Annotated in this window: 14 protein-coding genes; 9 read left to right on the top strand and 5 right to left on the bottom strand. The window is 67.9% G+C overall.

The window, feature by feature from the left end; all coding sequences use genetic code 11:
• Positions 1-100: 100 nt before the first annotated feature.
• The 5 genes from J3R73_RS23295 to J3R73_RS23275 form a co-directional block, all read right to left on the bottom strand.
• Positions 101-559, bottom strand: a complete 459-nt coding sequence (locus tag J3R73_RS23295; RefSeq protein WP_307432761.1) for a hypothetical protein — start codon at positions 557-559, stop codon at positions 101-103.
• Between the two features lie 1,204 nt (positions 560-1,763).
• On the bottom strand, positions 1,764-3,305 hold the full coding sequence (locus J3R73_RS23290) for an ATP-binding cassette domain-containing protein (RefSeq protein WP_307432758.1): 1,542 nt from the start codon (positions 3,303-3,305) through the stop codon (positions 1,764-1,766).
• Positions 3,302-4,366 (bottom strand): ABC transporter permease, encoded by a 1,065-nt coding sequence (locus tag J3R73_RS23285; protein ID WP_307432754.1) that lies wholly within the window; start codon positions 4,364-4,366, stop codon positions 3,302-3,304. Before J3R73_RS23285 ends, J3R73_RS23290 begins: the two co-directional genes overlap by 4 nt.
• 94 nt (positions 4,367-4,460) lie before the next feature.
• Positions 4,461-5,582 (bottom strand): sugar ABC transporter substrate-binding protein, encoded by a 1,122-nt coding sequence (locus J3R73_RS23280; protein ID WP_307432751.1) that lies wholly within the window; start codon positions 5,580-5,582, stop codon positions 4,461-4,463.
• A gap of 241 nt (positions 5,583-5,823) precedes the next feature.
• A complete protein-coding gene (locus J3R73_RS23275; protein ID WP_307432748.1) occupies positions 5,824-6,645 on the bottom strand; it encodes an IclR family transcriptional regulator in 822 nt (273 codons plus the stop codon).
• Between the two features lie 166 nt (positions 6,646-6,811).
• Between J3R73_RS23275 and araD the strand changes: the two genes are divergently transcribed.
• The 9 genes from araD (at position 6,812) to J3R73_RS23230 (ending at position 19,466) form a co-directional block, all read left to right on the top strand.
• A complete protein-coding gene (gene araD / locus J3R73_RS23270) occupies positions 6,812-8,536 on the top strand; it encodes an L-arabinonate dehydratase (protein WP_307432745.1) in 1,725 nt (574 codons plus the stop codon).
• A gap of 50 nt (positions 8,537-8,586) precedes the next feature.
• Positions 8,587-9,582: an AraD1 family protein gene (araD1, locus tag J3R73_RS23265; protein ID WP_307432742.1), complete on the top strand. Its 996-nt coding sequence runs from the start codon at positions 8,587-8,589 to the stop codon at positions 9,580-9,582.
• Positions 9,583-9,654: 72 nt separating this feature from the next.
• Positions 9,655-11,718: a hydantoinase/oxoprolinase family protein gene (locus tag J3R73_RS23260; protein WP_307432738.1), complete on the top strand. Its 2,064-nt coding sequence runs from the start codon at positions 9,655-9,657 to the stop codon at positions 11,716-11,718.
• Positions 11,719-11,730: 12 nt separating this feature from the next.
• Positions 11,731-13,494: a hydantoinase B/oxoprolinase family protein gene (locus J3R73_RS23255; protein WP_307432735.1), complete on the top strand. Its 1,764-nt coding sequence runs from the start codon at positions 11,731-11,733 to the stop codon at positions 13,492-13,494.
• A gap of 177 nt (positions 13,495-13,671) precedes the next feature.
• Positions 13,672-14,010: a hypothetical protein gene (locus J3R73_RS23250; protein ID WP_307432732.1), complete on the top strand. Its 339-nt coding sequence runs from the start codon at positions 13,672-13,674 to the stop codon at positions 14,008-14,010.
• Between the two features lie 115 nt (positions 14,011-14,125).
• Positions 14,126-15,592, top strand: coding sequence for a multicopper oxidase family protein (locus tag J3R73_RS23245; RefSeq protein ID WP_307432728.1), 1,467 nt, complete (start codon positions 14,126-14,128; stop codon positions 15,590-15,592).
• Between the two features lie 678 nt (positions 15,593-16,270).
• Positions 16,271-16,888, top strand: coding sequence for a Spy/CpxP family protein refolding chaperone (locus J3R73_RS23240; protein ID WP_307432724.1), 618 nt, complete (start codon positions 16,271-16,273; stop codon positions 16,886-16,888).
• Positions 16,889-17,102: 214 nt separating this feature from the next.
• Positions 17,103-19,325: a copper-transporting P-type ATPase gene (locus J3R73_RS23235; protein WP_370879988.1), complete on the top strand. Its 2,223-nt coding sequence runs from the start codon at positions 17,103-17,105 to the stop codon at positions 19,323-19,325.
• 9 nt (positions 19,326-19,334) lie between these two features.
• A complete protein-coding gene (locus J3R73_RS23230; protein WP_307432721.1) occupies positions 19,335-19,466 on the top strand; it encodes a hypothetical protein in 132 nt (43 codons plus the stop codon).
• The last annotated feature ends 27 nt before the right edge of the window (positions 19,467-19,493 follow it).

The following is a 19,493-nucleotide window of genomic DNA, read 5'->3' as shown; positions in this document are numbered from 1 at the left end:
TTCAGCATGGCGGCGTGCCGGAGCCGGCAGCCTCGGTGCGGCGACGCTTTCGCAGCGAGCCTCACGAGATCACCGCAGGCAATTGCGGCAACCCGCCAACTCAATCATGCGGAGGTTGCCTGCGGTGATACCGCATATAGGACGGCAATGGACGCCAAGTACGCTGCAGTATTTTTGACCACATATTCAAATTATCAAGGGGCAAGCCGAGAGGAACATCGGGGAGCATGATTTGCCTCCGGCGTATCTCGACCAATGAGGAAGTCACGATGTGGACCAGATAGGCTTTTTCTTGGGTCGAGAAGCTCCGATAGGCGTCCCTCATCTGTCGGGGAGAGGTATCGTGAAAAAGCGCCCGGACCAGCTCGATGACGATCTCGCGATAATGCCGATTGGGTGGTGACCTGCCCCGCTCGGCCGCGGAGCGAAAATTCAAGATCTCCGCCACTGCTTCAAGCATTTCGAGAATGTCTTCCGGTAGAATCCACTGCAGTCCTTCATCTCCGTCAACAGAGAGGACATTGGTCTGCCGTTTGATTCTTAGAAGGTCTTCTTCCATTTGTTTGCCGTGGCGAACGTTGAAATAAGCTTGGTATTGGAGGTCGTCTCACCTTCGAAAGGATTATTATCCAAAAGAAATTTTCTATATATTCCACCATAAATTTGCATATCAAAAGTATATTTAATATATTAATTTAATGAAAAATTCAACTTTTGAAAAATATGTAGTATATATATTAAGAATATTAGCCTCGTTCGTCGAATGATCTGAACTTAAATCGACAAAAAGCCAAATAAGGACGACGACGAAAATTAAAACAAAGACGATAACGGCCGTCATGAGTTTGGCTAATTCAGATTCGTTCAGCCGCACTGAGAATATCTCTTTGGATGCAATCTGTAGTTGCTGCAATTGATAATTGCACGAAAAATCATGTCAAATAGAAATTGTAAAGTTTCCAAATTTAAAGTCCCTTGCCCCGCCTGGGTGCAGAAATGCGAACGATAAAGCGGCGTGTTGCGGCGACAATGCATTGATTCACCCTGCAGCCGCATTTCGTATCTTCGATGCCGCGTCTCCCTGAACATCTGTCACGGAACTGCCGATCGAGGCTTTAAGTATCCCTCTACGAGCAAGCCGGTACAAAGGAAGCAGCCGTGATTATATTGTCACCGAGGCCATCTTCCGGAACTGAGAGAGGTCGGATAACTAAAATCCGCCGCAATATGATCGAGCGGGACTGCGTTGCCCCAGCGAGCCGGCGGATGCCACGCGGGCGGGAACAAGCGCACGGTCGATGTGCACGAGATCGTCCACGGGCTGATATATATATTCTGGGCACGGGGCGGCGTTGCCGAAAGGCCTGCCGTTGCGCAGGACGGCCGACCGCTATTTCATGCGCCGGGATCATGGCCGCACGCCAGGCAGGCCGCATGATGCCCTCGAGGTCCGATGTCCGCCGATGCATCGAACCCAGCACGTTGGGATGGCATGCGGGTAGTCGAGGGGAGGCCCTGTCTGGTCGGATGCGGCGGCTTCGCCATCGCTCCCGGGAGAACGATCTGCCGCTCTGCTTTGAACTCATCCGGGGCGGATGCAGGCCGCGCGGAGGCCGCGGTGGAGATCGAGCCTTTCATCGCGGAACGCCGACGGCTCACTGGCATATTCTGGACGATGAGGCGAACAGCGATGTGCGCGGCGGCCGGAACGAAGCGGCCGGACATGGATGCATCCGGTTCCCAGCCCGATCTCTGTCTGGCGGCTACGCCCCCGCAACGCCGGCGGAGGCGGGCCGGGCCAGGTCGCCGGCCGCATCGCCGCCGGCGGGCAAGGTATCATTACCGCTTTCGTAGCGTGCGAGAAGATCGCCGAGGGCCGGAATATCGGCGATCCCGGCCATGTCGATCCGACCGACGATCCGGCCTCCCGACAGGACGACGACCTCGTCCGCCGCGTCGAATATCTCCTGTACCTCGGTGCAGAACACGACGACCGCCCGGCCCGAGGCGGCGAAATCCCTCAGCAGATCGTAGATGTCGGCCTTGCTGGAGATGTCGACGCCGCGAGTCGGCTCCTCGATGACTATGATGTCGGTGTTCTGCTCCATGGCGGCGCCGAGCACGACCTTCTGCTGGTTGCCGCCGCTCAGCGAGGTGATCGGCAGCCGCGTTCCGCCGGTCTTGACGCGGTAGCGGGCGACGCTACGCCGGGCCAGGGCCTCGATCCTGCCGGTATCGAGCAGAGGTGCCCATCCGTGGAGGGCCTTTCCGCCCAGCCGCGCCGCGAAATTCTCGCCGACGCTCATATTGTGGAAGACGGTATGCCGCCGGCTCGCCGCCAGATAGGAGACCGATGCGCGGTGGCGCAGGACGGCCCCGTCGGCCGCCTGCATCGGGCGGAAGGCGCCGATCGCCTGCGCCAGTTCGCGCGCGCCGGAGCCCTCCACCCCGGAAAGGGCGATGATCCGGCCCGGCATCAGGTCGAGCGAGACGTCCCCGAAGGCGCCGAGCCGGTCGGCGCAGCGCTCGAGCCGCAGCACGGGCGTGGAGGATTGCACCGCCCGGTCCGGGCGGCCGGGCCGGCTCGCGGCGTCCATCTCGCGGGCATGGGTGGCCGTCAGCTGCGCGGCGATCGACGTCTCGCTGACCTCGGCGCCCCTGAGCTCGCCGCTGATGCGTCCGTCGCGCAGGACGAGCACGCGCTGGCAGCTGCGGGCGAAATCGTTGAGCCGGTGCGTGATCAGCAGGACGATCCGGCCGTCGCGCGCCAGCTCGCCCATCGTGCTGAACAATGCCTCGGATTCCTGTTCGGTCAGGGCCGAATTGGGCTCGTCGAACAGATAGACGTCGGCGTCGCTCAGCATCGCGCGGGCGATCTCGACGCGCTGCTGCACGGCGAGCGAGAGATCGGCGAGCTCATAATGCGCGAAGGAGGCGATGCCGAGCCGTTCGAGCACGGCATTCGCCGCGCTCCTGTCCGGCGCGACGCGGCCGAACCAGCGTCCTTCCCGGCCGACGGCGAGATTCTGCTCGACTGTCATGTTGGGCCAGACATGGGGCTCCTGGTGCACCACGGCGACGCGGCGCCACACCTCTTGCACCGGCCCGTCCGGGCGGGTCAGCACGATCTCGCCGCTGTCGGCCTTCTCCTCGCCGGCGAGCATCCGCATGAGCGTGCTCTTGCCGGCGCCGTTCGGGCCGGCGATGCCGATGATCTCGCCGGAGGTGATGTCGAGATCGAGCCCGTCGAGCGCCCGGGTGGCGCCGTAGCGCTTGGTGATGCCCTTGCCGGTCAGGCGGATCATGCCGCCGCTCCCGCGCCGGCGCGGGCCGAGCGCTGCCCGGCGCTGCGGATCAGCCTCTGCGACACGAGGTCGAGCCACACGGCGCCGATCGTCACCAGGCCGATGAACAACAACTGGACGAAGGAGCCTACGCCCAGCAGCGCGAGGCCGTTGTTGAGGAGCGCCAGCAGGATCACGCCCAGAAGCGTGCCGACGATCGTGCCGCGGCCGCCGTTCAGGCTGGCGCCGCCGATGACGACGGCCGCGATCACCTGGAACGACAGCGAGCTCGACTGGGTCGGGCCGACCGAGCCGACATAGGAGAAGTCGATGATGCCGGCGAGGCCCGCCATCAGGCCGCTGAGCAGGAAGACGAGATATTTGTATTTGCGCAGCGGCAGGCGGGCGACACGCGCCGCTTCGGCATTGCCGCCCATCGCCACCAGGCGGAAGCCGAAGACGGTCCAGTGGCGAAGGATCCAGAACAGAGCGAACGCCGCCAGCAGCCAGAGCGTCTCGACCGGGATGTCGTAGGGCATCAGCGCACCCCCGAGGCCGTGGAAGAACGTCAGTTCCCAGGCCGGCGGCAGCGGATCGTTATAGGCGGGCGTGAAGGTGGTGGCATTGCTGATCATCAGCGACAGGCCGTCGGCGACGTTGAGCATGCCGAGCGTGGTGATGAAGGAGGGCAGGCCGGCCTTCACCGTCAGGAAGCCGTTCACGAGGCCGGTCAGCAGCGCGACGCCGAGCCCGGCCGCCAAGGCGACGAGCAGCGGCGCGGTGAAGGGCAGGCTGCCGCCGCCGAGCCAGAGCGTGGCCGCCACCGTGCCGGCGAGCCCGTAGACCGCGCCGACGGACAGATCGATCTCGCCGAGCAGGATCACCAGCATCTGCGCGAAAGCGACCATGCCGAGCGCGACCATGGAGCGGACCAGCGTCAGCAGGTTCTCCAGGCTGAGAAAGGCCGAGCGCTGCGACTGGACGATGCAGGCGATCAGCACGATGGCGAGGGCAAGCCCCAGCGCTCTGAGGCTGTTCAGGACTTTTTGCGTGCCCAGGAGGGCGGAAAGGGTCTGCGGCATGACGGCTCCGGGCAACGATGGCAGAGAGCGTAGAAGAGCGGCGCGGAGATCCTGCGATCTCCGCGCCGGCGATCGGACGAGGACCCAGCCTCGCTCAGTGCGCGGCCTTCAGGCGCTGGCGGCCGGCGTCGACGCTCAGCTCGCCCTCGCCGCCTGCCTGCGTGATGACGATCGGACGAAGATATTGCAGCGGATCGGCCGGCGTCTCGCCGGTGGCGAGGTATTTCGCGCATTGCTCCACCGGCGCCTGCGCCTGGTTGTCGAAGCCCTGGTCGATGGTCACCAGGGTGGTGCCGTCGCCGATGGCGTCGAGGATCGCCCCGCTGACGTTGAAGCCGGAGGTGAACACCTTGCCGTTGAGCTTCAGGTTGCGGATGACGTTGCCGACGCCCTCGACCCCCTGGTCGGTGTGGAAGAACAGCGTGACTTCCGGATGGGCGGTCAGGAACGGGGTGACCGAATTCAGCACTTCCTGGGTGGTGAAGTTCTTGCCGGTGGGAATGCCGCTCTTGACGTCGTTGAAGAACTTGGCGTCCGGGAAGACCGATTTGTAGCCGGCCTCGAAGCCCTGCATGCGCGCCTGCGCCCAGGGCTGGTCGGGAGCGCCGCTCCCCATGGCGATCTCATTGACCGCGATGCCCTTCGCCTTGATCAGCTTGGCGGTCGCCTCGCCGTTGATGGTGCCGGCCTGGACCTCGTTGAGCGCATAGAAGGCGAAGCGCTTGGCCTTCGGCGCGTCGATGTTGAGCGTGAAGACGGGAATGCCGGCATCGGCATATTTGTTGATGATGCCGGTGAACTGGTTCGGCAGCGGCGGCTGCAGCGCCAGGCAGTCGACCTGGCCGGAATTCAGCAGCGTCTCGAGTTCGGCGAGCTGCTTGGTGGTGTCGGGGTTGACCGGGCCGACCATGCGGCAATCGGCCGGAAGCTCCTTGTTGGCGGCCTCGCAGCCCTTCTTCGTCCCGATGCGCATCTCGGCGCCCTGGATCGGGATGCCCGTGCCTTCGATGCCGACGACGATGTTCGCCTTCTCCCCGGCCTCGATCTTCTTGACGATCCGCGGCGCCAGCTTGAACGCCCCCCACGGCATCTGGTGCGTCTTGGCGGCGTCGGGGACGGTCTTTTCGGCGGCATGGGCCGCCATGCCTGCGCCGGAGGCGCTGGAGAGCAGGGCGAGGCCGGCCATAGCGAGCATGGGCGTTCGAACGATGGACATGGAAAGCTCCGTTCTCATCTGGATTTTGTTCTGCTATACAGAACGATGTTTTGTACTCTAGAACTGTATCGGAGCAAGCCGTGTTGTCAATATGAAGTGCCGCCCATTTTGTGGGCGCGGCGCGGCCGTCGGGCCATGTCGAAGGCAGCCGGCAGCCGGCAGCCGGCAGCCGGCAGCCGCCGCTGCCGCGTTTCCTCGCGACAGCGGCGGTTTCGCAGATGCCTTCGGCCTTGCGGGCCGGTCAGGGGAGGGGAGGCAGGGCGGAATGCGCCGGCCCGCCCAGCAATTGGCTGATGCGGTCGGCATAGGCGCGCACGGCGGAGCCGAGCTGGTGCAGGTCTTCCTCGCTGCGTCCGAGCTTCATGCAGGTGACGCTGATTGCCGCGACCGCGTCCCCCGTCCGGTCGTAGACGGCCGCACCGACGCAGACGACGCCGATATTGTCTTCCTCATTGTCGAAGGCGTAGCCGCGGGCCGATATCGCCCGGAGATCGGCGATCAGCGCGGCCTGCGAGGTCAGCGTGTGCTCGGTGCGGCGCGGCATGCCGAGACGGGTGAGGATCGCCATCACCTGCTCGCTCGGCAGGCGCGCCAGCAGCGATTTGCCGACCGAGGAGCAGTGCGGCAGCTCGCGTCGGCCGAGCGAGGCCGTCATCCGGAACGGTCCGGGCGCGTCGACGCGCCCGATCGCCACGGCATAGCCGTCGTCGAGCACCGCCAGGCGCGAGGTCAGCTGCGTCGCGTCGGTCAATTGCTGCAGGATCGGCGTGGCGATCTGGGTGATGCCCATTTCGGCCACGGCGCGATCGCCGAGATGCACCAAAGCGAGGCCGAGCCGGTAGAGGCGTGCCCCGCCGATGCGCGTATCCGCGACGAAGCCGCGCGCCACCATGGTCTGCAGCAAAGTGAAGGCGGTCGAGCGCGAGACGCCGATGGCTTCGGCGATCTCCCCGACGCTCATGCCCTTGCCGCTGCCGGCGCCGAGTGCCTGCAGCACGTCCAGCGCGCGGCCGACGCTGCGCAGCGGATATTTGTCGTCTGAAGTCTCGTTGGATTCCGACACGCGGTGCCTCCCTCTTCGCCATGCATTTTGGGCTTCCGCGCAGGCGTCGAACTCCCGCTCCGATGGCGAGAGGTCGGTTGACAATCCCCGCAGGCTGCCCTAACGATTTGTACAACAGAATGCCGTTTCGTATAGCGGAACAATAACACAGATCCAGGCGCGAGCAATGGCCGACATGAAGAAATTGAGATCCCAGGCTTGGTTCGGCGGCACCAGCAAGGATGCCTTCATGCATCGCAGCTGGATGAAGAACCAGGGCATGCCGGCCGACGCCTTCGACGGCCGGCCGGTGATCGGCATCTGCAACACCTGGTCGGAGCTGACGCCCTGTAACGCGCATCTGCGCGATCTCGCCGAACGCGTGAAGCGCGGCGTCTACGAGGCCGGCGGGCTGCCGCTCGAATTTCCGGTGATGTCGCTCGGCGAATCCAACATGCGCCCGACGGCGATGCTCTATCGCAACCTCGCCTCGATGGATGTGGAGGAATCGATCCGCGCCAATCCGCTCGACGGCGTCGTGCTCCTGGTCGGCTGCGACAAGACCACGCCGGCCCTCGTCATGGGCGCCGCGTCCTGCGACCTGCCGACGATCGTGCTCTCCGGCGGCCCCATGCTGAACGGCAATTATCGCGGCGAGAGCATCGGCTCCGGCACCGTCGTCTGGCGCTACAATGAAGAAGTGAAGGCCGGGCGCATGAGCGTCGATGAGTTCATGGCCGCCGAGGCCGGCATGAGCCGTTCCGCCGGCAGCTGCATGACCATGGGCACCGCCTCGACCATGGCCAGCATGGCCGAAGCCCTCGGCATCGCGCTGCCCCAGAACGCCGCCATTCCCGCCGTCGACGCCCGCCGCCACGCGCTGTCGCAGCTGACCGGCCGGCGCATCGTCGAGATGGTGCAGGAGGACCTGACCCTCTCGAAGATCCTGACGCCGCAGGCCTTCCAGAACGCCATCCGCGTCAACGGCGCGATCGGCGGCTCGACCAACGCCGTGCTCCACCTCATCGCCATCGCCCGCCGCGTTGGCCTCGATCTCGGCCTCGACGATTGGGACCGCTTCGGGCGCGACGTGCCGACGATCGTCGACCTGCAGCCCTCGGGCCGCTTCCTGATGGAGGAGTTCTACTATGCGGGCGGCCTGCCGGCCGTCATGCGCGCGCTCGGCGAGCACGGCCTGCTCAACCGGGACGCGCCGACCGTCACGGGCCGGTCGGCCTGGGAGAATGTCGCTGACGCGCCGAACTACAATCGCGATGTCATCCGCGATTTCGACAATGCGCTGGCGGAGCAGGGCGGCATCGCCGTCCTGCGCGGCAATCTCGCGCCGCAGGGCGCCGTGCTGAAGCCGTCGGCCGCCACGCCGGCGCTGATGACGCATCGCGGCCGCGCCGTCGTCTTCGAGACCATCGAGGACTACAAGCGCCGCATCGTCGATCCCGATCTCGATATCGACGCGGACTGCGTGATGGTGCTCAAGAATTGCGGCCCGCGCGGCTATCCCGGCATGGCCGAGGTCGGCAATATGGGCCTGCCGCCGAAGCTTCTCGCCCAGGGCGTCTCCGACATGGTGCGCATTTCGGACGCGCGCATGTCCGGCACCGCCTACGGCACCGTGGTGCTGCATGTCGCGCCCGAGGCCGCCGCCGGCGGGCCGCTCGCCCTGGTGCGGGAAGGCGACATCGTCGAGCTCGACGTGCCGGGCCGCCGCCTCCATCTCGAGGTGTCGGACGAGGAGCTGGCGCGCCGGCGTGCCGGCTGGCAGCCGCCGGTGCCGCCCGCCTCCGGCTATCAGAGCCTCTACGTCCAGAATGTCCTGCAAGCCGACGAAGGCGCCGATTTCGGCTTCCTCGCCGGTCCTCGCGGCGCTGGCATCCCCCGCAATTCCCATTGAGCGCGTCGCGCCCCGCGCACGCCGTTTCCCTTCACAGGTCTGGAGTTACCATGCGTCTCGTGCAGTTCAAGAGCCGTTCGGGCGAGCGGAAGGTCGGCATTCCCGACGAGAGCGGCGCCCTGGTGGTGCCGCTCGCCGGTCCGGCCACCGTCTACGATCTCGCCACCCGCGCCATCGAACGCGGCGAGAGCCTCGCCGAAGCCGTCCGCGCGGCGCCGCAGGAGGCGCCGGAAAGCTATGACGGGATCGTCGCCGAGGGCCGCCTGCTCGCCCCGCTCGATCATCCCGAGCCGGCGCGCTTCTGGATCACCGGCACCGGCCTGACCCATATCGGCAGCGCCGATGCGCGCGACAAGATGCATGAGATCGCCCACGGCGCCGACGCCGACATGACCGATTCCATGAAGATCTTCCGCATGGGCCTGGAGGGCGGCAAGCCGGCCGAGGGCGAGGTCGGCGTGCAGCCCGAATGGTTCTTCAAGGGTCTCGGCACCTGCGTCGTGCCGCCCGAGGCCGACCTGCCGATGCCGGCCTTCGCCCTTGCCGGCGGCGAGGAGGCCGAGATCGTCGGCCTTTATCTGATCGGTCCCGACGGCAACCCGTGGCGGCTCGGCTTCGCGCTCGGCAACGAGTTCTCCGACCAGGTCACCGAAGCGCTCAACTATCTCTATCTCGCCCATTCGAAGCTGCGCGATTGCTCGATCGGGCCGGAACTGCTGGTCGGCGACCTGCCCGACGACACCCGGGGCGCGATCCGCGTCGTCCGTGACGGCCGGATGCTGTGGGAAGGCGAATTCCTCAGCGGCGAACGCAATATGTCGCATTCCGTCCGCAACCTCGAACATTACCATTTCCGCTATGACATGTTCCGCCGGCCCGGCGACCTGCATGCCTATTTCTTCGGTGCGCCGCTCCTGAGCTGCGCCAACGGGATCGAGACGCAAGCGGGCGATCGCTTCGAGATCGACGTCCCCGCTTTCGGCAGGCCGCTGCGCAACCGCATGGTCGCCGCCCCGGCGCCGGACTTCGTCGTGCGTTCGCTCTAAGACCGAGGGGCGTCGGTCTCCAGTCCGGACCTTCGCTCCGCCGCGCCTTCCCCTGCATTCTGGAACCGAACCATGGGCCTTCGCTTCGCCGTCGATACGGGCGGCACATTCACCGACCTGATGGTCGCCACCGACGATGGCGTGCTCAGCATGCACAAGGCGTCGACGACCCCCTCCGACCCGGTCGCCGGCGTCATCGACAGCCTGCGCATCGCGGCCGAGGCGGCCGGCGAGGACCTGAAGGCCTATCTCGGCCGCGGCGAGATCCTCGTCCACGGCACGACGCATGCGATCAACGCCATCGTCACCGGCTCGACGGCGCGCACCGCCTTCCTGACCACGCAGGGCCATCCCGATACGCTCGTCTTCCGCGAGGGCGGGCGCATCGAGCCCTTCAACTTCACCGTGCCCTATACCGAACCTTATGTTCCGCGCGCGCTCACCTATGAGGTGCCGGAGCGCATCACCGTCAGCGGCGCCGTCCGCACGCCCCTGGACGAGGCTGCGGTCATCGCCATCCTCGACCGGATCGAGGCCGCGGGTGTCGAGGCGATCGGCGTGTCGTTCCTGTGGTCGGTGGTCAATCCCGCGCATGAGCTCGCGGTCGGCGCGCTCATCGAAAAGCGCCTGCCCGGCCTTCCCTACACGCTGTCGCACCGGATCAACCCGTCGATCCGCGAATATCGCCGGGCCTCCTCGACCTGCATCGACGCGTCGCTCAAGCCGGTCATGGGCGCCTATATGCATGGGCTGGAGCGGCGCCTGCGCGAGGCCGGCTTCCATGGCCGCGTGCTGGTCGTGACCTCGCAGGGCGGTGTGATGGATGCCTCGCGCGTCGCCGAGGCGCCGGTCCATCTGATCAATTCCGGGCCCAGCATGGCGCCGGTGGCGGCCAAGGCCTATGGCGCGGCGGATCCGGCCGAGACGCTGATCGTCGGCGATACCGGCGGCACCACCTTCGACGTCTCGCTGGTGCGGCGCGGCCGCATTCCGCGGAGCCGCGAGACCTGGCTCGGCCAGCCCTTCCGCAGCCACATGACGGGCATGCCCTCCGTCGACGTGAAGAGCATCGGCGCCGGCGGCGGCTCCATCGCCTGGGTCGATGCCGGCGGCCTGCTGCATGTCGGCCCCAAGAGCGCGGGCGCCGTGCCCGGCCCGGTCTGCTACGGCCGCGGCGGCAGGCGGCCGACCCTGACCGACGCCGCCGTCGCGCTCGGCTTCATCGATGCGCAATTCTTCCTCGGCGGCAAGATGGCGCTGGACAAGGCCGGCGCGCTCGACGCCATCCGCACCGACGTCGCCGCGCCGCTCGGCAAGACCGTCGAGGCAGCCGCCGAAGCGATCGTGGCGCTCGCGACCGAGCACATGGTGCAGGCGATCATGGACATCACCGTGAACCAGGGCATCGACCCGACCCGCGCGACCTTCGTCGCCGGCGGCGGCGCGGCCGGCCTCAACTGCGTCGCCATCGCGCGGCGCCTCGGCTGCAGGCGGGTGCTGGTCACCGAAGCCGGTGCGGCGTTGTCGGCCTCAGGCGCGCTGATCTCCGATCTCACCTCGCATCAGCAGGCGATGTTCCATTCGCGCAGCGATGCCTTCGACATCGACGGCGTCAATGGCGTGCTCGCCGGCCTGAAGGCGTCCTGCGACGCGTTCGCCGCCGGTCCCGGCGCCGGCGCGAAGGCGGTCGAGATCGACTGGTCGACCGAGGCGCGCTACATGGACCAGGCCTGGGAGATCGAGGTTCCGCTGCGGGTGCCGGCCTTTGCCGGCGACGGCGACGTGCGGGCGCTGGTCGCCGATTTCCACCAGATGCACCAGGACATCTTCGCCGTCAGCGACGAGGGCGCCGACATCGAGACGGTGAGCTGGAACGCGGAGGTGCGCTGCCGCATCGGCTCGGGCACGCCGGGGCGCCTCGCCGCCGACGGCCGTCCCGCCAGGCTGATGTCCCGTCCCGTGCATTTCCTCGGCGCCGGCTGGATCGACGCCGATGTCTGGCGGCTGGAATCGATCCCCGAAGGCCAGGTCATCACCGAGCCGGCGATCGTCGAATCCGATTTCACCTCGATCGTCATCGATCCCGGCGCGAAGGCCTGGCGCGATGCGTCCGGCAACCTCGTCATCGAAGTTTGAGCGGAGAGACCCATGTCCGACGTCAAAACCATGGACGGCTCGACCCTCGCCGTGCTGACCGCCCGTTTCGAAGGCATCGCCCGCAAGATGGCGAACACGCTGCACCGGACCGGGCGCTCCGGCATCCTCACCATCGCGCGCGACTTTTCCTGCGTGGTGCTGACCGCGAAGCACGAATTGCTCGCCACCGCCGAAAGCCTGCCGAACCATGTCCTGCGCGGGCCCGACATCATGTCGCGCACCATGACGGACAATCACCCCGTGCTGAAGCGCGGCGACGCCTTCCTGCACAATTCGCCCTATCACGGCTGCACCCATCCGGCCGACCATTCGATCCTGATCCCCATCATCGACGAGGAGGGCGTGCATCGCTTCACCGTGCTCGCCAAGGCGCACCAGGCCGATTGCGGCAATTCGCTGCCGACGACCTATATGGGCGCCGCCGTCGACGTCTATAACGAGGGCGCGCTGATCTTTCCGGCCGTCAAGGTCCAGGACGATTACCAGCATGTGATGGACGTCATCCGCATGTGCCGCATGCGCATCCGCGTGCCCGACCAATGGTGGGGCGACTACCTGGCGACGCTGGGCGCCGCCCGCGTCGGCGAGCGCGAGATCCTGGCGCTCGGCACCGAGATCGGCTGGGACCGGCTGGAAGACTATTCCCGCCAATGGTTCGACTACAGCGAGAAGCGCATGATCGAGGTGATCCGCGCGCTGCCCCGCGGCCGGGTGACCCGCACCAGCACGCATGACGCCTTTCCCGGCACGCCGGCCGAAGGCGTGACGATCAAGGCGACGGTCGAGGTCAAGCCGGAGGAGGCGATGATCGAGGTCGACATGACCGACAATCCCGACTCGATGCCGAACGGCCTCAACCTCTCCGAGGCCTGCTCGCTGTCGGCGCCGATGATCGGCATCTTCAATTCGATCGATCATACCGTGCCGAAGAACGAGGGCAGCTTCCGCCGCATCAGGATCCATCTGCGCGAGGGCTGCGTCGTCGGCCGGCCGCGCCATCCGACGTCCTGCTCGGTGGCGACCACCAACATCGCCGACCGCGTCGCCAATCCCGTCCAGGCCGCCATGGCCGAACTCGCCGACGGGCTCGGACAGGCCGAGACCGGCGCGCTGATCCCGCCCTCCTGCGGCGTGGTCTCCGGCGTGCATGACGGCAAGCCCTTCGTGAACGAGGTCTATCTCGGCTGCACCGGCGGTGCCGGCACGCCGTGGACGGATGGCTGGCTGACCATCCTGCATGTCGGCAATGCCGGCATGTGCTACCAGGATTCGATCGAGATCGACGAATTGCGGCACCCGATCTTCGTGCATGCCCGCCGGCTCATCCCGGACTCCGAAGGCGCCGGCCGCTTCCGCGGTGCGCTCGGTGCCTATTCCGAATTCGCGCCGGTCGATTGCGCCATGACGGTCGCCTATGTCAGCGATGGCAACGTCAATCCGGCGCTCGGCACGCGCGGCGGGCTGGCCGGCGCCCGTTCGGCGCAGTTCCGGCGCCTCGCCGACGGATCGCTCGAGCCTGTGCCGGCCTGCGCCGAGGTGGTGATCGGCCCCGACGAGACCATGGTGTCGATCAGCGGCGGGGGCGGGGGCTATGGCCATCCCCATGAGCGCGATCCGGCCCGCGTCGTCCATGACGTCCGCGAGGGCTGGATCAGCCGCGAGCGGGCCGAAGCGGTGTATGGCGTCGTCCTGACCGAAGACGGCCGCCTGGACGAGGAGGAGACCGCCCGGGCGCGGCGCGCCGCCGCGGTTTAGCGCGAGTCCCGTCCGGAAACCGTCCTGCCATCCCCTCGCCGCCGAACAGACGTCGCATCGATCGGCCATGCGGTGTATGGATGGATGTCGCCGGCCGCTTGCCGGCACGCCTGGGGACGGAAGCACGGTGAACGGCATATGAGGGCAAACGGGCCGGCGGATCGATGGGCAAGGGCGTTGCTGGCCTTCGTGGTCGCGATCGCGCTGCTCCTTGCCCCCCTCGGCGTCGCCGGTGCCGCGCCGTGCCCCCCTCGCGCCGGCCCCTGCGCGGTCCTGTCGGAACATCCCGCCGGCGCCGCGGCGCATCATCATGACGGGTCCCGCGACAGCGGCGGCATGGCCGATCACAAAGCCTGCTGCGGAAGCGCCTGCGGCCTGTGCTGCGCGGCCATCGCCGCGGAGAGCGCCGTGCCTGCCCGTCTCGCCACCGGCAGCCGGCGCCTGGTCTGGCACCATCGGATCGTCGAGGGCGTGGCGTTCCCGCCCGCGCTCGATCCGCCCCGTCCCATGGTCTGACGAACCGGTCTGCCGCCCCCATCGGCGGCGGACTGCCGTTTCGTGCGCGCCCTCCGAGGCGCGCGCGCCAGACCGATGCGTCGGCACCGCCGACACGGGAACGAGGACCGATCCCATGAATCGTCGCGATTTTCTCAACACCCTGATGGCCGGCGCCGCGGCGCTCGGCACATCCGCCGCGCTCCGCCCGGGCCATGCGCGCGCGCAGGCCGGCAGCAGCGTCCTGAGAGCGCTTGCCATCCGCAACCGCATCCTCGATATCGACGGCAAGGCCGCGCGCGTCTTCGGGCTGGCCCAGCCCGACGGCACGCCGGGCCTGACCCTGGAAGCCGGAACCGGCTTCGACGTCATGCTCGCCAACGATATCGACACGCCCACCCTGGTGCATTGGCACGGCCTGACGCCGCCCTGGGCGATGGACGGCGTGCCCGGCAATCCGGCCGCGCCGCTGCAGCCGGCCGAAACCCGCCGCTACACCTTCCCGATCGATGCCGGCGGCACGCATTGGATGCATGCCCACACCCTGCAGGAGCAGAACCTGCTGGCGGCTCCGCTGATCCTGCGCACCGCCGGGGACCTGCAGCGGGACGAGCAGGAGGTCGTCATCCTGCTGCACGATTTCTCCTTCACCCCGGCGGAAGAACTGCTCGCCCGGCTGAGGGGACGCGCCCCGGCCGCCGCCATGCCCATGGACCACGGCGCGATGGATCACGCGGCGATGGCGCCCGGAGCGATGGGGCATGGCGACATGATGGGCGGCATGATGAGCGGCATGGGGCCGATGGACCTCAACGACATCGATTATGACGCCTATCTCGCCAATGACCGCACGCTCGGCGACCCCGAGATCGTCAGGGTCGAGAGCGGGGGCCGCGTCCGCCTGCGCATCATCAACGGCGCGGCCGCCACCGCCTTCACCATCGCCACGGGGAGGCTTTCGGGAGAACTGGTCTCCGTCGACGGGCAGGCCGTCCGGCCGGTCGGGGGCCGGGCCTTCCCGATCGCCATGGGCCAGCGGTTGGACATCCGCCTGTCCCTGCCGAAAGGCGGCGGCGCCTATCCGATTCTCGCCTTGCGCGAGGGCGCCCGCGAGCGGACCGGCATCGTCCTGGCGACCGCCGGCGCGAGGATCGGCCGGATTCCCGCGCTCGGTCGAGGCAAAGGCCCCGTTCTCGGGCTCGATCTCGAACAGCGGCTGCGCGCGGCCGCCCCTCTCGCCGAGCGGCCGGCCGACCGCCGCTTCGCGCTGACGCTGGCCGGGGACATGGCCGGCTACAGCTGGCGCATCGAGGGCGGCGACGCACTTCGCGCCAGGCGCGGCGAGCGGATCGAGATCGCCTTCCGCAACATGTCGATGATGGCGCATCCGATGCATCTGCACGGGCACCGCTTCCAGGTGATAGGCATCGCCGGCGCCAAGCTTGCCGGCGCGGTGCGCGACACCGTCCTGGTTCCGCCGATGGCGAGCGTCACCGTCGCCTTCGACGCCGACAATGCCGGGCGGTGGCCGCTGCATTGCCACCACCTCTATCACATGGCGACCGGCATGATGGCCTATGTCGCCTATGAAGGCATCGGCTGAAGCGGCACCGCACGAACCGTCGCGCCTCTTGACGTGCATCAAGGCCCGCCGGCCGCAGGCGTGGCTCCATGCGCCGGTAGGAGGCAGGAGGGCGAAGACGATGTGGATCGGCGCGACCAGTCTCTTCAGGGCGGCGGCGGCAGGGCTGATCCTGCTCGCCGTGCTCGTTCTGAGCGTGACGTCGGCGCAGGCCTGCAGTGACGATCGCGAAGCTGACGCCATGGTCCCCGGCGGCATCGGGAGTTCGATGCTTCGTCCGGCCGGTGCCGCCGTCGCGACGGCGGCCGCGGTCGCTGCCGAGCCTGTCGGATGGCAGGACATGGACGGCGCCGGCGATCCGAAGGGATGCCGCACCGGGCATTGTCCCTGCTGCAGTTCGCACGGACCGGGCAGCGCGAGCGGCATCGTTTCTCCGCTGGCGGCAGACTTCCCCTCTCCCTGTGCTTCTTCTCCTCCACGGGCTGCATTCGATTCCCCTCGTTGTGGGTTGCCCGTATCGCCCGGTGAGCGGCCTCCGCGCCTGACTTGACCGGCGTCGCGGCGCTGCCCGATTTCGGCGGCGCCGTCATCGCGCGCTCCTCGCCGGAAAGCGCATCCGGATCAGGCCCTTCAATGAATTCACATCACAGTGCGGCACGCGCTTCGCGACACCGCACGCGACCTCAAGGAACTTCCGCTATGTCGATCATCCGTCGTTTTTCCATTCCCGCCCTTCTCCTCGCCTCGGCCGTCGCCGCCTGGCCGGCCGCCGTCGTCGCCCAGACCATGCCCTCGCCCGGCCAGTCGGACGAGGAGCACGACACCGGCCGTCCCGGCCCCTGCGCCGCCGGGCCGCTCGCCGATTCGCCCTCCGGCGGAATGCCCGGCACCATGATGGGGAAGGGGCAGGCCCGCATGATGAACGGCGACATGATGCAGATGATGTCGATGATGCGCGGCATGATGACGATGATGAGCGCCGAAAGCGGCATGATGTCGTCCCACGTCGAAGGCCGGATCGCCTCCCTGAGATCCGACCTCGGCATCACCGGCGCCCAGTCGCCGCTGTGGGACCGCTTCGCCGAGGCCCTCCGCGCGACGGCGAAATCCATGAACGGCATGTATGGCCAGATGATGCACGCCAAGGGCGCGTCGACCCTGCCGGCACGGCTTGAGGCGCAGAAGGGCATGCTCTCCGCCCACCTCGCCGCGATCGCGGCGCTGAAGGACGCGCTGGATCCGCTCTATGCCTCCTTCAGCGACGAACAGAAGAGGCGCGCCGACGGGCTGATGATCGGCCCCATGGGTATGATGTGACGGGCGGAGGCCGCCCGGCTTCGTTCCGGCGCCGGCGTGTGGGAGTGTGGATGCCATGCCTCTCGGGGCTGGCTCCCGTCCCGTATCCGGCCGGATGCCGGACCGGCGGCCGCGCTCACCCTCCGATGGGGCGCTCGGTGTTCCGGCGGCGGGCGGCACACCCGGCGCGCGGGATTTCTCTTTCTGGTGGCGGCCGATCCGCCGGAGTTCATCCATGAACATGTCCGACCATCACGAGCACGATCACAGCCATCACCACGCCGGCCCGGCGGCGGCGGCGGCTGCGAAGCCGCAGGGCGCCGCTCCGCAGCCGGGATCGCCGCAAGGCGTGATCTATACCTGCCCGATGCATCCGCAGATCCGCCAGGTCGGACCCGGCCATTGCCCGATCTGCGGCATGGCGCTGGAGCCGGCGGTCACCACGGCCGAGACCGGTCCGAGCGCCGAACTCGCCGACATGACGCGGCGGTTCTGGATCGGGCTCGCTTTGGCCCTGCCGGTCTTCGTGCTCGAGATGGGCGGCCATCTCGCCGATCTTCACGGGCTGATCGGCGCCCCTCTGTCGAACTGGATCCAGCTCGTCCTCGCGACGCCGGTGGTGCTGTGGGCGGGAGCCCCCTTCTTCGAGCGGGCCTGGGTCTCGCTCGTCAACCGCAGCCTCAACATGTTCACGCTGATCGCGATGGGGACCGGCGTCGCCTGGACCTACAGCCTCGTCGCGACGGTGGCGCCGGGCCTCTTTCCGGAGACGTTCCGCACTGCCGACGGGTCGGTGGAGATCTATTTCGAGGCGGCGGCGGTCATCACCGTGCTCGTGCTGCTCGGCCAAGTGCTGGAATTGCGGGCGCGGGAGCAGACCGGCGGCGCCATCCGCTCCTTGCTCGATCTCGCGCCCAAGACGGCGCGCCGCGTGCGAGACGACGGCTCGGACGAGGATGTCGGCCTCGATGCCGTCGGGGTCGGCGATCGCCTGCGCGTGCGTCCCGGCGAGAAGGTGCCGGTCGACGGCGAGCTGACGGAGGGCCGCAGCGCCATCGACGAATCGATGATCACCGGCGAATCGATGCCGGTCACCAAGGAGGCCGGCGCCAAGGTGATCGGCGGCACGCTCAACCGCAGCGGCAGCTTCGTCATGCGGGCCGGCAGGGTCGGGCGCGACACCATGCTGGCGCAGATCGTGCGGATGGTGGCCGAGGCCCAGCGCTCGCGGGCGCCGATCCAGCGCCTCGCCGACCAGGTGTCGGGCTGGTTCGTGCCGGTGATCATCGCCATCGCGGCCCTGGCCTTCGCGGCCTGGAGCCTGTGGGGGCCGGAGCCGCGCTTCGCCCATGGCCTCGTCGCCGCCGTCGCGGTCCTGATCATCGCCTGTCCCTGCGCGCTCGGCCTGGCGACGCCGATGTCGATCATGGTCGGCGTCGGCCGCGGCGCCCGCCTCGGCGTGCTGATCAGGAATGCCGAGGCGCTGGAGCGCTTCGAGAAGATCGACACCCTCGTCGTCGACAAGACCGGCACGCTGACCGAAGGCAGGCCCAAGGTCACCGCGCTGAAGGCAGTGGGCGGCTTCGGCGAGGACGAACTGCTGAGGCTCGCCGCCAGCGTCGAGCGGGCCAGCGAGCACCCGCTCGCCGCGGCGATCGTCGCGGCCGCCGGGGAGCGCAATCTTCCGCTCGGCGAAGTGCGGGATTTCGACAGCCCGGTCGGCAAGGGCGTGGTCGGTACGGTCGAGGGCCGCAGGCTCGTCATCGGCGGCCCTCGCATCCTGGCGGAAGCGGGTATCGATGTCTCCGCTCTTGCCGCGGAGGCCGAGACCCTCCGCGAGGGCGCGACCGTCATCCATGTCGCCGTCGACGGCAAGGTCGCGGGCCTCATCGCCATCGCCGACCCGATCAAGCCGACGACGCCGGCGGCGGTCCAGGCCCTCCGCCAGGCGGGCGTCCGCGTCGTCATGCTGACCGGCGACAACAGGATCACTGCCGAGGCGGTGGCGCGCCGGCTCGGCATCGACGACGTCGAAGCCGAGATCCTGCCCGAGGACAAGGCCAGGGTCGTCGCAAGGCTGCGCAAGGAGGGGCGCATCGTCGCCATGGCGGGGGACGGCGTCAACGATGCGCCGGCGCTCGCCGCCGCCGATGTCGGCATCGCCATGGGCACCGGCACGGACGTCGCCATCGAGAGCGCGGGGGTGACGCTGCTCAAGGGCGATCTCCAGGGCATCGTGCGGGCGCGCCGGCTCAGCCGCGCGACGATGGGCAACATCCGCCAGAACCTGTTCTTCGCCTTCGTCTACAACGCGGCCGGCGTGCCGATCGCGGCCGGCGTCCTCTATCCGGCCTTCGGCCTGCTGCTCTCCCCGGTCATCGCCGCCGCAGCCATGGCGCTGTCGTCGGTGAGCGTCATCGCCAATTCACTGCGGCTTCGCCGCATCTCGCTGGAATAGGAGCAAGCCATGGTCGGAGACGGTGGAATGATGGGCGTCGGCGGTCTGGGCATGGGCGGCATGGGCGTGCTCGGCCTGCTGTTCCTCGTCCTGGTCGGGCTCGGCATCGCTGCGCTGGTCAAATATCTGCGCAGCCCGTAGCCAGACGCCGCCGGCTGGCGAACGCGG

The organism is Labrys monachus (assembly GCF_030814655.1).
Lineage (GTDB): Bacteria > Pseudomonadota > Alphaproteobacteria > Rhizobiales > Labraceae > Labrys > Labrys monacha.
The sequence above is the reverse complement of the archived record's forward strand: the minus strand, read 5'-3'. Positions and strand labels throughout refer to the sequence as shown.